Here is a 15,192-nt window from a genome sequence, read left to right on the forward strand (position 1 = left end):
GCCGCCCGCTACTTGCCGCCGAGCAGGTTGTGCTGCGCGAGGTAGCGGTGGATGATCTCCAGCCGCGACAGGGTGTCGTCGAGCTCCAGCAGGCGCTGGCGGGCGAGGCTGGGGATGGGCAGGACCTCGGCCAGCCGGTAGCCGACCCAGGTAGCGTCGTCGAGGCGGTGGGGCTCGGCAAAGGCCTCGCTGCCGGTGTCCTCGATGATCGCCTTCAGCAGCGGCAGCGCGCCCTGCAGCGCCTCCGGCACCGGCTGCGGCGCGGGCTCGGGCAGCGGCACGACGCGGGCGGTCTGCAGTCGGTCGGGCTGCAGCCGGCGCTCGACGATGCGGAAACGCTCGCCGCCCACCGTCTTGATGAACAGCAGGCCCGCCTGGGGCATGTCCCAGTCGACGATGCGGGCGATGGTGCCCAGCCCGTGGGGCACCGCCGGCTCGCCGACCTCGCCGCCCTCGCTGATCAGGCATACCCCGAAGGGCGAGTTGGTGCGCATGCAGCGGGCCGCCATGTCGAGATAGCGCGCCTCGAAGAGCTTGAGGGGCAGCACCCCGCCGGGGAACAGCACGGTGCTGAGGGGGAAGATGGGGATCTCGACGGCGTCGATGGGGGTGCTCATCGCCTTGCTCCTTTCACGGCCCGGCGGCCGCGCTCATTCGTCCCGCTCTTCGCCCCAGCGGGGCATCAGGCGGTGGGCCACGCCCAGCTGGTCCATGATGCGGGCGACCACGAAATCGACGAGATCGCCCACGCTCTGCGGGTGGTGGTAGAAACCCGGGTTGGCCGGCAGGATCACCACGCCCATCCGCGCCAGACGCAGCATATTCTCCAGATGCAGCACCGAGAAGGGGGTCTCCCTCGGCACGATGACGAGCTTGCGGCCTTCCTTGATCGCCACGTCGGCGGCCCGCTCGATGAGGGTGCTGGCGAGCCCGGCGGCGATCGCCGCGAGGGAGCCCATCGAGCACGGGCAGACCACCATCGCGTCGGGCGGATTGGAGCCGGAAGCCGGCGGGGCGAACCACTCCTCCCGCCCGAACACCCGCAACTGGCCCGGCGCCGCGCCAAAGCGGGCCGACAGCTCGGCCTCGACCTCCGCCGGGCGGGCCGGCAGGGAAAGCTCCATCTCCTGGCGCGCGACGATCTGCGCCACCTGGGAATACAGCAGCCACACCCGGCAGCCGGCGGCCAGCAGGCACTCGACGAGACGCAGCCCGTAGGGCATGCCCGACGCCCCGGTGAGGGCGACGGCGATGGTTTTGGTGTCGGAAGAAGCAGTCAAAATAACGAAACCCTGGTTGTTAACAACTCGGCCGCCGGGGCGGCGCCCCCTTCGGCGCCCTGAGCGACCACGCCAGCCCGTGGCGGAAGCCCCGCGGGCGGCCGCAGCCGCCTCCGCGAGCCCCCCTCAGTGCCGGTGGATCGCCCTGATCCCCTCGTGGGCGACGCCGTGGCTGTCAGCGGCATGGTGGCCGTGGCGCAGGCGATCGTGCACATGGATGTCGTGGGGCACGAACTGCTTGATCAGCGAGCCCACCACCATGCCCACCGCGCTGGCGATGAGGCCGGCGAGGGGGGCCGGCACGAAGGGGGCGTCGCCCCCCGCCAGATGCACGGCCAGCCACACGGAAATGCCGCAGAAGATCGACAGCAGCGCGCCCTGGTTGGTTGCACGGCGCCAGTAGAGGCCGCACACCAGGGGCACGAAGGCCGCGACGAGGGTGGTCTGGTAGGCGTTCTCGACCATCTTGAAGATGCTGGCCGTGGAATACATGGCGTAGAGGGTCACCAGCAGGGTGAACACCAGCGTCACCGCCCGCATCCAGAACAGCAGCCGGCGGTCGGTGAGATGGGGCATCGCCGGGCGCAGGATGTTCTCGGTGAAGGTGACGGAGGGCGCCAGCAGGGTCGCCGAGGCGCAGCTCTTGATGGCCGACAGCAGCGCACCGAAGAACAGCACCTGGGCCACCAGCGGCGCCCTGGTAAGCACCAGCTCGGGGAGGATCATCTGGGAATCCGAATTGATCAGCCGGGCCACCATGTCCGGATCGATGAGGGTCGCCGAATAGGCCAGGAACATCGGCACGAAGGCGAACACGAAATACAGCCCGCCGCCGAGCACCGAACCCCACACGGCGATCTTCTCGGACCTGGCCGACTGCACCCGCTGGAAGACGTCCTGCTGGGGGATGGAGCCGAGCGTCATGGTGACCGCCGCGGCGATGAAGGCGATCACCTCCCGGGGCTCGGCGGGCGGCAGGAAGCTGAACTTGCCCGCGTTCATGGCGTGCTCGACCACCACCCCGACGCCACCGGCCATGCTGCTCACCTCGCCGCCGATCCACAGCATGCCGATCACGATGATGATCATCTGCAGGAAGTCGGTGACCGCCACCGCCCACATGCCGCCGTAGAGCGTGTAGACGAGGATGGTCAGGGAACCGATCCACATGCCGGCCAGCTTGCTGATCTCGCCGCCCGACACCACGTTGAAGACCAGCCCGAGGGCCGAGATCTGCGCGCCGACCCAGCCCAGGTAGGAGACCACGATGGCCAGCGTGGTGAGCACCTCCACGCCCCGCCCGTAGCGCTTCTTGTAGAAGTCGCCAATGGTCAGCAGGTTCATGCGATAGAGGGGCGCGGCGAAGAACAGGCCGACCAGGATCAGGCACAGGGACGAGCCGAAGGGGTCGGCCACCACGCCATGGAGGCCTTCGTTGAGGAAGGTCGCCGGAATGCCCAGCACCGCCTCCGAGCCGAACCAGGTGGCGAACACCGTGGCGGTGACCATGTAGAACGGCAGATGCCGCCCGGCCACCGCGAAATCCTTGGTGTTATGTACCCGCGTGGCGGCAAACAGGCCGATGCCCACCGAGATCAGCCAATAAACGATGACGAACCAGAACAGCATGCGCGGATAGGGGAAAAAGCGTTGAAGAATCCGCGGATTATCCTGGAAATGGCGACCGGACGCACTCGCCGGCGCGAGGGGGCCGGAAACGGGCCGGCGGGGCACTTTCCGGCCCGTTTCCGGCATGCGCCAACGACGTCCCGCCCACGCGGCGCCGGGCCTAGGCGGCCGCGGCGAGGCGGGTCGCGAACACGTCCGCCGGCTCGGCCTTGCCGTAGCACCAGCCCTGCAGCGCGTCGCAGCCGAGCTGGCACAGGGTGCTGGCCATCGCCTCGGTCTCGACGCCCTCGGCCACCAGCTCGAGCCCCAGGTTGTGGCCGAGGCCGACAATGGAGGCGACGATGGCCCGGTCCGCCGGGCCGGCGTTGATCTCCCGCACGAAGGACTGGTCGATCTTGAGCTTGTCGAGGGGAAACCGCTTGAGGTAGGCCAGGCTGGAATAGCCGGTGCCGAAGTCGTCGATGGCGATCGAGACGCCCAGCGCCTTCAGCTCGGCCAGCTGCCGGGCCACCAGCTCGACGTCACGCATCACCATGCTCTCGGTGAGCTCGAGGGTCAGCAGCCCGGCGGGGATGCCGTACCGGCGCAGCGCGTCGGCGACGCTGTCGACAAAATCGGCGCGGCGGAACTGCAGGGCCGAGATGTTGACCGCCGTCGGCACCAGCCGCAGGCCGGCGTCGCGCCAGGCGGCAAGCTGGGCACACACGGCGTGCAGCACCCGGCTGCCGACGGGCAGGATCAGGCCGCTCTCCTCGGCCAGCGGGATGAAGCGCCCGGGCAGCAGCAGCCCCAGCTCCGGGTGGCGCCAGCGCACCAGCGCCTCGGTGCCCACCAGATGCCCGTCGGTCGCCACCAGCGGCTGGTAATACACCACCAGCTCGTCGCGCTCCAGGGCACCGCGCAGCGCGTATTCGAGGGACAGGCGCTCGTCGCCCAGCGAGTCCATGCCCGGCGTGAAGAACTCGATGCCGTTGCGGCCGGCCTCCTTGGCCCGGTACATGGCCATGTCGGCCCGGTCGAGCAGGATCTCGGCGTCCAGCCCGTCGTCGGGGTAGACCGCCACGCCGATGCTGGTGGACAGGCTGAACTCGCGGCCGGCGAGGCGGAAGGGCTCGTCGAGGGCCGCCAGCAGCCGGTTGGCCCCGGCGCCCAGCCCCGCGCCGTCCTCCCCCTCGGGGAGCAGCACGACGAACTCGTCGCCGCCGTGGCGCAGCACCCGCTCGCCGGGGCGCAGCACCGACTCGAGCCGCCGCGCCACCTCGACCAGCAGCTGGTCGCCCACGTGGTGGCCGAGGGTGTCGTTGACGTTCTTGAAGCGGTCGAGATCCAGGAAACACAGGGCCAGCCGGCCCCCGCCCTGGTCGGCCAGCGCGGTGGCCTCGGCGGTGATCGTCGCCAGCTCGGCGCGGGAGGGCAGGCCGGTGAGGAAGTCGTGGCTGGCCAGAAAGCGGATGTGGGCCTCGTCGGCCTTGCGCTGGCTGACGTCGGAGAACACCGCCACGTAGTGGCTGACCAGGCCGTCGTCGCTGCGCACGACGCTGAGGGACAGCGCCGCCGGGAAGCTCTCGCCGTCGGCCCGGCGCAGCCACACCTCGCCCTGCCAGGCCCCGCCCGCCGCCGCCTGGGCGCGGACCTCGGCCGCGAAGCCCTCCGCGTGGAGGCGGGGGTCGAAGAGCTCCAGCACCTCGCCGCAGGTGCTCGCCTCGTCGTAGCCGGTGAGGGTGGAGAAGGCCCGGTTGGTCATCACCACGCGCCGCTCGCAGTCGGTGATGACGATGCCCTCGGAGTTGTTCTCGAAGACCTTGGCGGCCAGGCGCAACAGGTCCTCGCGACGATAGCTGCGCAGCGCGAAGGCCACGTCGGCGGTGAGCTCCTCGATCAGGCGGACGGTGTGCTCGTCGAAAAAGCCGCTCTCGTCCTTGCGCAGGGCCAGCACGCCGTCGGCGTTGACACCGCCGTCGGCGACGCGGAGCGGGAAAAAGGCAAACGAGCTGTCGGGCCCACTGCCGCCGGCCTGCGGCCCATTGACGATGAGCCGCCGGGCCAGCCCCGTCTGCAGGCAGGCCGGGCAGCGCAGCTCGTCCGGCTGGGCCGCGCGGCGCCCGACGCGCTGATAGAGCGCCTCCACCACCAGCTCGCGCCCGCGGGGAAAGCCGATCCAGGCCAGGTCGAGCTCGCCGAACTCCACCGCGATGCGGCACACCTGGGGTAGCAAGGCCGCCGCATCGCGGGTGTGCACGATCGCCTTGTTGGTGTCGGAGAGGGCGTGATAGAGGCGCGTCATGCGCTTGATGTCGCGGGCGTTGTCGCGGGCCGGCTGGAGGTCGTAGGCCGACCCCACGTAGCCGGTGAACTGCCCGTCGGCGTCGTGGAGCGGCACGCCGTGGTCGGCGATCCAGTGGTAGCTGCCGTCGGCCGCGCGCAGGCGGTATTCGAAGACGAAGGGCGCGCGGGCCTCGAAGGCGCGCTGGTACGTGGCGAGGCAGGACTCCCGGTCATCCGGATGCACCGCCTCGGCCCAGCCTCCGTTGGCCTCCTGCTCCGGCGAGCGGCCGGTGAAGGCCAGCCAGGCGCGGTTGAACCAGTCGCACTGGCCGGTGGCGTTGGCGCGCCAGGCCAGGTGCGGAAAACCTTCCAGCATCGCCAGGTGCTGGTCGCGGGCCCGCGCCAGCTGCAGGTTGCGGGTGCGCAGGGTGTCCAGCATGTCGTTGAGGGCGGCGGCGAGTTCGCCCAGCTCATCCCGCCGGCCGACCGGCACCGGGACGTCGGCGCCGCCGGCCTGACGCCGGTAGAGGGCCGCGCGGATCGCCTCGGCCGGGCGCAGCACGTGGCGCGAGACCATCAGCAGGATCAGCCCGGCCACCGCGCTGAGGATGCCCCCGAGCCACAGGCAGAGGGACAGCACGGTGTCCCGGGCCGCCCACCACAGGGCCGAGGCGTCGAGGCGCAGCAGCAGCACGCCCTCGGCGAGGCGCCCGTGCTCGTGGCCGTCGTCGACCAGCAGCACGGGCTCGAGCACCTCCAGCACCTGGTGGGTCGCGTCGACCCGGCGTTCGGCCTGGCGGGCGGCGCCAACGCGCCCGATGGCCACGGCGAGGGCCGGGTCGGACAGCGCCGCGAGGGGCTGGCCATGCCAGCTGTGCTCGCTGGAGGCCACCACCCGCAGGGGCTGGCCCGCCACCAGCGCGACCCTCAGGACGTCCCGCGCGGCGCCCAGGGACGACAGGAAGCGCCGCAGGTCGGTCGGGTCGCGGGCCGTCTCGGCCACCGAGCAGACCGCCGCGACGATGCCGTCGGCGCGCTCCTCGACGAGGGTCTGGAAGCGTTCGACGATGCTGGCGTACACCACGCTGACCAGCAGCACCATGCCGACGGCCCACAGGGCCAGCAGCGGCGCCACCAGCCGCCAGCGCAGGGAAACGAAGACGCCGCCCCAGCGGGCCGCGTCCTGGCCCCCGGAGGCGCCGCGGGAGAAGGGATCAGGCGAGGGCCCCGGCATCTGCCACGAACTCCCGGGCGATCAGGAAGTCCTTGAGGTTGCGGGCCTGGCGCAGCTGGGCCAGGGCCATCATGGCGCCCTGGAGCTCGTTGAGGGAGCGCTCCACCGGACCGCCGGGCGCCAGCAGGGCCGGCTGTTCGGCGCGAGACACGAAATGCATGCCGGAAAGGGTATCGCGCAGCTCCTGGACGCCCATGTTCTCGCGGCGGGCCATGATCGCGTGGGCCTCGTCCGGCTGGCTGGCCATCAGCGCGACGGCCTTGTAGTAGGCCGTCATGAAGGCCGGCACGTCGGGGCCGCGGCGCGCCACGAAGCTGCCGTCGAAGACCAGGGTGTCGATCACCTGGCCGGGCACCTGGCCGCTATGGAACAGCACCTTGCCGCCAGCCTCGAGGATGCGGTTCGACTCGGGCGGAAAACACACGGCGGCGCTCACCAGCCCGTCGGCAAAGGCGGCGGGCATCGCGTTCTGCGGCATCGGCACCAGGATCACGTCGCGGATCGACATCCGGACGGAGGCCAGCGCCAGCGCCAGCAGCTGGATGTGCAGGGTGCCCGGCTCGATGGCCACCCGGCGCTCGCGCAGCGCGGCCAGCCCCGCCAGGCCGGCGGCGCCCACCACCACGTCGGCGCCGTTGGAGTAGTCCACCACCGCCGCGATCTGCGGGCGGGTGCCGGACTGGTCGGCCGCCAGCAGGATCTCCACCAGCGTCGCCCCGCAGCCATCCACCTGGCCACGCTCGAAGGCCCGCCGCGACGCGCCGAGCGAGGTGAGATCGACCAGCGTGACGTCCAGCCCGACCTCTTCGAAGTAGCCCTTGTCCCGGGCAATGTACAGCGGGTCGTAACCGGGCCAGGGGTTGGTGGCGAACTTGATCGGTTCGCGGCTGGCACGGCCGCAACCACTGGCGATCAGCAGCAGGCCCCCCCCAACCCCGAGGGAAAGGGCGCGACGACGCAAGGATGGCATGAGAAATCAGAATCGATATGACACAAGCGCCGCAGTATGCACCGGGCGCCGCCGAATTCCCACGGTGTGAACAGGGGCAGACATGCCTTGCCGCAGGGGCTTTGACCAGGGTCAAGGCCCCCGGGGGGCACTGCGCCTAGAGTCATCCGGCGTTTTTTCAGGCCCTTATCTCCCATGCCCCCCGCCCGCCCCATCGAACTTGTCTGCCCCGCCGGCAGCCTGCCCGCCCTCAAGACCGCCATCGACCACGGCGCCGACTGCGTCTACCTGGGTTTCAAGGACGACACCAACGCCCGCAACTTCAGCGGCCTCAACTTCGACGACAAGGCCATTGCCGAGGGCGTGCGCTACGCCCACCAGCGCCGCCGCAAGGTGCTGGTGGCCCTCAACACCTACCCCCAGGCGGGCAACTGGCAGCGCTGGACCGCCGCCGTCGACCGGGCCGCGGAGGCCGGCGTCGATGCGATCATCCTCGCCGACCCGGGCCTGATGGCCTACGCCCGCCAGACCCACCCCGCGCTGCGCCTGCATCTGTCGGTGCAGGGCTCGGCCACCAGCTACGACGCGATCAACTTCTACCACCGCCACTTCGGCGTCTCGCGGGCGGTGCTGCCGCGGGTGCTGTCGCTGGCCCAGGTCGAGCAGCTGGCCGCCAACACCCCGGTCGAGATCGAGGTGTTCGGCTTCGGCGGCCTGTGCGTGATGGTCGAGGGCCGCTGCGCGCTGTCGGCCTACGCCACCGGCGAGTCGCCCAACTGCCAGGGCGCCTGCTCGCCGGGCAAGCACGTGCGCTGGGAGCAGACCCCGAAGGGCATGGAGACCCGCCTCAACGGCATCCTCATCGACCGCTTCGCCGACGGCGAGCGGGCCGGCTACCCCACCCTGTGCAAGGGCCGCTTCGACGTGAACGGCGAAACCTATTACGCCATCGAGGAGCCCACCAGCCTCAACACCCTCGAACTGCTGCCCGAGCTGGCGCGCATCGGCGTCTCGGCGATCAAGATCGAAGGCCGCCAGCGCAGCCCCGCCTACGTGGCCCAGGTCACCCGGGTGTGGCGCGCCGCCATCGACCGGCTGCAGCAGGGCGACGCCCCGTTCCGCATCGAACCGGCCTGGATGGCCGAACTCAACAAGGTCTCCGAAGGCCAGAGCCACACCCTCGGGGCCTACTACCGCCCCTGGAAATAGCCATGAAACTCGCCCTCGGCCCCCTGCTCTACTACTGGCCCCGCCAGGCCACCCTCGCCTTCTACGCCGACATGGCCGAAGCGCCGGTGGACACCGTCTACCTCGGCGAGACCGTCTGCTCGCGCCGCCACGAGCTGCGCCTCGCCGACTGGCTGGAGGTGGCCGAGATGCTCGCCGCCGCCGGCAAGGAGGTCGTGCTCTCCAGCCAGGTGCTGGTGGAATCCGAATCCGACCTCAAGACCCTGCGCCGCATCGTCGACAACGGGCGCTTCCGCGTCGAGGCCAACGACATGGGCGCGGTGCACCTCCTCACCGGCGGCGACCGCCCCGCCCGCGACTGGATCGCCGGCCCGACCCTCAACATCTTCAACCCGGCCACCCTCGGCCTCTTCGCCGGGCTGGGCGCCACCCGCTGGGTCGCCCCACCCGAGCTGTCGCGCCCGCAGATCGCCGAGCTGCGCGCCGGCCTCGGCTGCGCCATCGAGGTCGAGCTGTTCGCCCACGGCCGCCTGCCGCTGGCCTACTCGGCGCGCTGCTTCACCGCCCGCCACTACAACCTGCAGAAGGACAGCTGCGCCTTCCGCTGCCTGGAGTTCGCCGACGGCATCCCGCTGAAGACCCGCGAGGGCGCGCCCTTTCTCACCCTCAACGGGATCCAGACCCAGTCGGCCCACGTGCACACCCTCCTCGCCGACCTGCCGGCGGTGGTCGCCGACGGCCTCGACCTGCTGCGCATCAGCCCCCAGGGCGAGCATACCGGCGAGATCATCCGGCTGTTCCGCAGCGCCATCGACGGCCTCATCCCGCCCCTCGACGCCCTGCAGGACGCCATCCCCCTGCTCCCCGCGGCACCGTGCAACGGCTTCTGGCACGGCCGGCCCGGGGTCGAGCAACTGGTCATCCACTAGGAGCGCCCCATGCCCCTCCCCGCCTTCACGCTGCCCGGCCCCGTCGCCCGCCTCGGCGCCCGCCTGCCCCAGCTGCCGCCCACCCTCGCCCTCGTCGGCGGGCTCAACCTGGCCCTCGGCCGCATCCTGCCCCGCGACACCCTCGAGCCCCTCACCGGCAAGCGCCTGCTGCTCCGGGTGACGGACGCCGGCCTGGCGCTGCGCTTCACCCTCACCCCGCGCGGCTTCCGCCCGCTGTTCGACGCGCGCACGCCCGACCTGACGATCTCCGCCACCACCCGCGACTACCTCGCCCTGGCCCTCCGCGAGGAAGACCCGGACACCCTCTTCTTCAGCCGCCGCCTGCTGATGGAGGGCGAGACCGACCTCGGGCTGCTGGTCAAGAACACCCTCGACGCGGTGGACTGGGACGCCCTCACCGCGCGCCTGCCGGCGGCGCTCCGCCACGGCTGACGGCGCCCACCCTGCGCGTGGCCGGCGCCAACCCGGCGGGCCACGCGGCGGGCCGGCGGGGACGCCCCACCCGGCACCGGGCCCCGCCCAGCGGCTAGAATGGCGCCACCGCCCCATTCCCCACGCGCATGCCCCCGCCCCACCGCAGCTCGCCCCTCGCCGCCTATGTCGCTGCCTCCATCGGGCTGCTGATCGTCTACGCCTGCCTGCACCCCTTCTCCGGCTGGCGCGACCCGGGGCTGCCGGTGTTCGAGTTCCTCACCCTGCCGTGGCCGCGCTACTACACCTGGGTGGACCTCACCGCCAACGTGATCGGCATCGTGCCCTTCAGCTTCGCGCTGACCGCCGCGCTGATGGGGCGCCTGCCGCGGTTGTGGGCGGTGCCGGCGGCGATCCTGGGCTGCTTCCTGCTCAGCCTGTCGGTGGAGACCCTGCAGAACTTCCTGCCCAGCCGGGTCCCCTCCAACGTGGACGTGGGCTGCAACACCCTCGGCGGGGTGCTCGGCGCGCTGGCCGGCGGACGCTGGGGCGGGCGCCTGTTCGACCCGCGCAGCGGCCTCACCCGCTGGCGCCAGCGGCGCATCGTGCCCGGCCACGCGGGCGAACTCGGGCTGGTGATCCTCGGCCTGTGGCTGCTCACCCTGCTGACCCCCGAGAGCCTGCTGTTCGCCAGCGGCGACCTGCGCCGCCTGCTCGACCTGCCCACCCCGCTGCAGTTCAACCCGACCCGCTTCATGAAGGTGGAAGCCGCCATCGCCGCCAGCCAGCTGGTGGCGGTAGGACTCACCGCGCGCAGCATGATGCGCGAGTGGAGCCCGTGGCCGGTGGTGCTGCTGGTACTCCTCGGGCTGGGCGCCAAGACCCTCGCCGCAGCGGCGTTCTTCTCGCCGGGCGACCCGCTGCACTGGGCCACTCCGGGCGGGCAGATCGGCCTCGCCGCAGGGGCCGCCATCCTCACCGTGTGCCTGCTGCTGCCCGCCGGCGCCGACGGCATGCTGGCCGGGATGGCCCTTCTGGTGGGCACCGCGCTGGTCAACCTGGCCCCGGAGAACCCCTTCCTGCCCAGCGACGCGGCGCTGATCCAGCGGGGCCAGCTCCTCAACTTCCACGGGCTCACCCAGCTCACCGCCAGCCTGTGGCCCTTCATCACCTTCGCCTACCTGGGCCTGCTCGGCGCCGCGCGCGACCCGATGCGCCGACGCGGCGATTGACTGATAATCCCCCCATCACCACCACACCGAGGCACCCGATGAGCTACTTCAAGCACCACGTCTTCTTCTGCTGCAACCAGCGCGCCGAGGGCGAGACCTGCTGCGCCAACCACGACGCCGTGGCCCTGCAGACCTACGCCAAGGACCGCATCGGGGCCCTCGGCCTCAACGGCCAGGGGCAGATCCGCATCAACAAGGCCGGCTGCCTGGGCCGCTGCGACAACGGCCCGGTGCTGGTCGTCTACCCCGAGGAAACCTGGTACACCTTCATCGACAAGGACGACATCGACGAGATCATCGCCGAGCACCTGCAGAACGGCCGCGTCGTCGAACGCCTGAAGATCTGACCATGGCCACCACCGAAACCGCCCTCATCAACGGCCCCGCCGGCAAGATCGAGCTGATCATCGACGCCCCCGAGCGGGTGCGCGGCATCGCGCTGGTGTGCCACCCCCACCCGCTCTTCCACGGCAGCAACACCAACAAGGTGGCCCACACCCTGGCCCGGGTCTTCCGCGACCTCGGCTACGCGGCGCTGCGGCCCAACTTCCGCGGCGTGGGCAAGAGCGAAGGCAGCCACGACCACGGCGTCGCCGAAACCGACGACATGCTGGCGGTGATCAGCTGGGCCCAGAGCCGCTGGGGCGGCATGCCGCTGGCGCTGGGCGGCTTCTCCTTCGGCGGCTACGTGCAGACCCGCGTCGCCGCGCGGCTCGCCGACGGCATCACCCCGGCCGAGCGCATCGTGCTGGTCGGCACCGCCGCCGGCGAGGTGAGCGGCGCGCGCAGCTACCCGACCCTGCCGGTGCCCGACCACAGCCTGGTGATCCACGGCGAGAAGGACGAAACCGTGCCCCTCGCCAACGTGCTCGCCTGGGCCGAACCCCAGGAGCTGCCGGTGATCGTCGTGCCCGGCGCCGACCATTTCTTCCACGGCCGCCTGCACGTGATCCGCAAGATCATCGAGCGCCGCTGGGATCCCCTGCCCTAGCCCCCCCACCGCCCACCGGAGCCCCCATGAAACTCGTCGTCTCCCTCACCAGCCCCTACGCCCGCAAGATCCGCGTCGTCCTCGCCGAAAAGGGCCTCCCCTTCGAGCTCGAGGTGGACATCCCCTGGCTGGCCGACACCCGGGTGCCGGGCTACAACCCCCTCGGCAAGGTGCCGGCGCTGGTGGCCGACGACGGCGAGGTGTGGTTCGACTCGCCGGTGATCGCCGAATACCTCGACACCCTCGCCGGCCCGGCCCTGCTGCCCGCCGACCGCCTCGCCGCGCTGCCGGTGCGCCAGGCCGAGGCCCTCGCCGACGGCATCACCGACGCGGCGGTGGCGGCCTTCCTCGAAGGCATGCGCCCGGCCGAGCGCCAGGACCCGGCCAGCATCGAGCGCCAGCTCGGCAAGATACACCGCGGCCTGGCCGCCCTCGAGCAGCGCCTCGCCCAGCGCAAGGGCCTCGGCGGCGAGGCGCTCACGATCGCCGACATCGCCGCCGGCTGCACCCTCGGCTACCTCGACTTCCGCTTCGCCCACCTGGGCTGGCGGGCCGCCCACCCGCAGCTCGCCGCCTGGGCCGACGGCCTGCTGGCGCGGCCGTCCTTCACCGCCAGCGCGCCCCCGGCCGCATGAGCCCCCTCGAGATCGCCGGCCTCGTCAAGCGCTTCGGCGACGGCGCGAACGCCCGCGAGGTCGTACGCGGCCTCGACCTCCGGCTGGAACCCGGCGAATGCTTCGCCCTGCTCGGCCCCAACGGCGCCGGCAAGACCACCACCCTGCGCTGCGCCCTCGGCCTCACCGCCGCGACGGCCGGCAGCATCCGCCTGTGCGGCCTGCCGGTGCCCGAACGGGCCCGCGACGCCCGCGCCCGGGTCGGCGTGGTGCCCCAGCTCGACAGCCTCGACCCCGACTTCACCTGCGCCGAGAACCTGCTGGTGTTCGCCGGCTATTTCGGCCTGCATGAGCGCGACGTGCGCCCGCGCATCCCCGAGCTGCTCGCCTTCGCCGGCCTCGAGGGCAAGGAAAACGCCCGCATCCAGTCGCTCTCCGGCGGCATGAAGCGCCGCCTCACCCTGGCCCGGGCGCTGGTCAACCAGCCCGAGCTGCTGATCCTCGACGAGCCCACCACCGGCCTCGACCCCCAGGCCCGCCACCTCATCTGGGAACGCCTGCGCCGGCTCACCGCCGAGGGCACCACCATCCTGCTCACCACCCACTTCATGGACGAGGCCGAGCGCCTCGCCAACCGGCTGGCCATCATGGACGGCGGCCGCATCCTCGCCCAGGGCAGCCCGCGGGAGGTCATCGCCGCCCACATCGAGCCCCAGGTGGTCGAGATCTTCGGCGACTGGGACGGCCAGGGCGCCGCCGCCTGGGCCGCCGCCCACGCCCAGGCCCTGTGCCGGCGCTGCGAGGTGAGCGGCGAGACCGCCTTCTGCTACACCGACGACGCCGCCCCGCTGCTCGCCCACCTGGCCCGCCAGCCCGGCCTGCGCAGCCTGCACCGACCGGCCAACCTCGAAGACGTCTTCCTCAAGCTCACCGGACGCGACCTCCGTGACTAGCCCCTTCGCCCCGCCCCGCCTGTCGCCGCGCCTGCTGGCCGTGTGGCGGCGCAACTTCCTGGTGTGGAAGAAGCTCGCCCTGCCCTCCATCGTCGGCAACCTGGCCGACCCGGTGATCTACATGCTCGGCCTCGGCTACGGCCTCGGCCTGCTGGTGCCCGAGGTCGAGGGCGTCTCCTACATCGCCTTCCTGGCCGGCGGCACCCTGGCCTACTCCACCATGAACGCCGCCACCTTCGAGGCGCTGTACTCGGGCTTCTCGCGGATGCACACCCAGAAAACCTGGGAAGCCATCATGAACGCCCCGGTCAGCCTCGACGACATCGTTGCCGCCGAGCTGCTGTGGGCCGCCAGCAAGGCCTGCCTGGCCGGCGTGGCGATCCTCGCGGTGGTCGCCCTGTTCGGCTTCGCCGCCTCGCCGCTGGCCCTCGCCGCGATCCCGGTGATCTTCCTCACCGGCCTGTGCTTCGCCGCCCTCGGCCTGATCATGACCGCGCTGGCGCCGAGCTACGACTTCTTCATGTACTACTTCACCCTCGTCATCACCCCGATGACCCTGCTCTCCGGCGTGTTCTTCCCCCAGGGTCAGCTCCCCGACGCGGTGCGCGCGGTGGCCGAGTGGCTGCCCCTGTCCCACGCCGTCGCCCTGATCCGCCCGCTGCTCCTCGGCCAGCCGCCCACTCAGATCGGCCTGCACCTCGCCGTGCTGACCGGCATCGCCGTGGCGGCCTTCTGGCTGGCGCTGGGGCTGACGCGGCGGCGGCTGCTGAACTGAGGCAGCGTCGTCCCGACGGAGCTTACAAACCAGTCTTAATTGGGGATACGCCGCATTGGAACAATTTGAAAGGGCTAAGAGATACCTCAAAAGAATCGAAGGCATTTATGCAGGAATTTTTTCTTCCTCAGGCCATGACAAGGAAGCCTACGACGATGATGTAATCTCCTTCTTCATTCACTGCTACCACGTCAGAGATTGGATCATTCATCTCAACAAATTAGGAATTACGTCGCGAGAGGTAGACTCTTACATTGACAATCATAAAGCGTTGAAAATATGCGCCGATTTGGCAAACGGCTCTAAACACTGCACGTTGACTCGTTCTTTGCGCACTGAGCACCAACCTCATATCGCGGGAAAGGAGCGGCAAACATCTACTTGGCTTGCTGGAAGAACAGGCGGGGAAGTGATGCAGTGCAAGTACACAATTTTTAGCAATACAGAATTTGTCGATGCCCTGGAACTGGCGAGAGAGTGTGTCCAGCTATGGGAGTCATACATGAACGAACTAGAAAAACGTTACAGGCAGAATAACAAGGACGCTTTGCGCTAACGCGCTCTTGCCTGCCCCACGCCGGTCGCTCCCCAAGGGCAGGGCAATCGCACCGTCACGTCATGAATCCGAGCACTTCCGCCCGAAACTCGTCAGACGCCGAAGCCATCAGTCTTTTGTTCTTTATTCCCACCTTGCTGGTGGTGTTGAGGCGCAACAGATTCA

15 protein-coding genes are annotated in these 15,192 nt (G+C 70.5%); 10 read left to right on the plus strand and 5 right to left on the minus strand.

Features of this window, described 5'->3' with window-relative positions; all coding sequences use genetic code 11:
• Positions 1 to 8 precede the first annotated feature (8 nt).
• The 5 genes from ACE3OU_RS14145 to ACE3OU_RS14165 form a co-directional block, all read right to left on the minus strand.
• Complete coding sequence (locus tag ACE3OU_RS14145; protein ID WP_374242193.1) at positions 9 to 617, minus strand: LON peptidase substrate-binding domain-containing protein; 609 nt, start codon at positions 615 to 617, stop codon at positions 9 to 11.
• A gap of 33 nt (positions 618 to 650) precedes the next feature.
• Entirely contained in the window at positions 651 to 1,280 is a 630-nt protein-coding gene (locus ACE3OU_RS14150; protein WP_374242194.1) for a flavin prenyltransferase UbiX, read from the minus strand.
• A 126-nt stretch (positions 1,281 to 1,406) separates the two neighbouring features.
• Positions 1,407 to 2,909 (minus strand): sodium:solute symporter family protein, encoded by a 1,503-nt coding sequence (locus ACE3OU_RS14155; RefSeq protein WP_374242195.1) that lies wholly within the window; start codon positions 2,907 to 2,909, stop codon positions 1,407 to 1,409.
• 160 nt (positions 2,910 to 3,069) lie between these two features.
• On the minus strand, positions 3,070 to 6,408 hold the full coding sequence (locus ACE3OU_RS14160) for an EAL domain-containing protein (RefSeq protein WP_374242196.1): 3,339 nt from the start codon (positions 6,406 to 6,408) through the stop codon (positions 3,070 to 3,072).
• Entirely contained in the window at positions 6,389 to 7,378 is a 990-nt protein-coding gene (locus ACE3OU_RS14165; protein WP_374242197.1) for an ABC transporter substrate-binding protein, read from the minus strand. Before ACE3OU_RS14165 ends, ACE3OU_RS14160 begins: the two co-directional genes overlap by 20 nt.
• Positions 7,379 to 7,552: 174 nt before the next feature.
• On the opposite strand from ACE3OU_RS14165, the gene ACE3OU_RS14170 reads away from it, so the two are divergent.
• From ACE3OU_RS14170 to ACE3OU_RS14215, 10 genes are all read left to right on the plus strand, one after another.
• A complete protein-coding gene (locus tag ACE3OU_RS14170; RefSeq protein ID WP_374242198.1) occupies positions 7,553 to 8,566 on the plus strand; it encodes a peptidase U32 family protein in 1,014 nt (337 codons plus the stop codon).
• A gap of 2 nt (positions 8,567 to 8,568) precedes the next feature.
• Positions 8,569 to 9,474: a U32 family peptidase gene (locus ACE3OU_RS14175; RefSeq protein WP_374242199.1), complete on the plus strand. Its 906-nt coding sequence runs from the start codon at positions 8,569 to 8,571 to the stop codon at positions 9,472 to 9,474.
• A gap of 9 nt (positions 9,475 to 9,483) precedes the next feature.
• On the plus strand, positions 9,484 to 9,927 hold the full coding sequence (locus ACE3OU_RS14180) for an SCP2 domain-containing protein (RefSeq protein WP_374242200.1): 444 nt from the start codon (positions 9,484 to 9,486) through the stop codon (positions 9,925 to 9,927).
• A 128-nt stretch (positions 9,928 to 10,055) separates the two neighbouring features.
• On the plus strand, positions 10,056 to 11,138 hold the full coding sequence (locus ACE3OU_RS14185; protein ID WP_374242201.1) for a VanZ family protein: 1,083 nt from the start codon (positions 10,056 to 10,058) through the stop codon (positions 11,136 to 11,138).
• A gap of 38 nt (positions 11,139 to 11,176) precedes the next feature.
• On the plus strand, positions 11,177 to 11,485 hold the full coding sequence (locus ACE3OU_RS14190) for a ferredoxin (protein WP_374242202.1): 309 nt from the start codon (positions 11,177 to 11,179) through the stop codon (positions 11,483 to 11,485).
• A gap of 2 nt (positions 11,486 to 11,487) precedes the next feature.
• Complete coding sequence (locus ACE3OU_RS14195; protein ID WP_374242203.1) at positions 11,488 to 12,129, plus strand: alpha/beta hydrolase; 642 nt, start codon at positions 11,488 to 11,490, stop codon at positions 12,127 to 12,129.
• A gap of 26 nt (positions 12,130 to 12,155) precedes the next feature.
• Entirely contained in the window at positions 12,156 to 12,764 is a 609-nt protein-coding gene (locus tag ACE3OU_RS14200) for a glutathione S-transferase (RefSeq protein WP_374242204.1), read from the plus strand.
• Complete coding sequence (locus tag ACE3OU_RS14205) at positions 12,761 to 13,696, plus strand: ATP-binding cassette domain-containing protein (RefSeq protein WP_374242205.1); 936 nt, start codon at positions 12,761 to 12,763, stop codon at positions 13,694 to 13,696. The genes ACE3OU_RS14200 and ACE3OU_RS14205 overlap by 4 nt, the downstream gene beginning before the upstream one ends.
• Complete coding sequence (locus ACE3OU_RS14210) at positions 13,689 to 14,471, plus strand: ABC transporter permease (RefSeq protein ID WP_374242206.1); 783 nt, start codon at positions 13,689 to 13,691, stop codon at positions 14,469 to 14,471. Before ACE3OU_RS14205 ends, ACE3OU_RS14210 begins: the two co-directional genes overlap by 8 nt.
• Before the next feature lie 55 nt (positions 14,472 to 14,526).
• Entirely contained in the window at positions 14,527 to 15,027 is a 501-nt protein-coding gene (locus ACE3OU_RS14215) for a hypothetical protein (RefSeq protein ID WP_374242207.1), read from the plus strand.
• The last annotated feature ends 165 nt before the right edge of the window (positions 15,028 to 15,192 follow it).

It is taken from the genome of Zoogloea sp., assembly GCF_041908905.1.
GTDB lineage: Bacteria > Pseudomonadota > Gammaproteobacteria > Burkholderiales > Rhodocyclaceae > Zoogloea.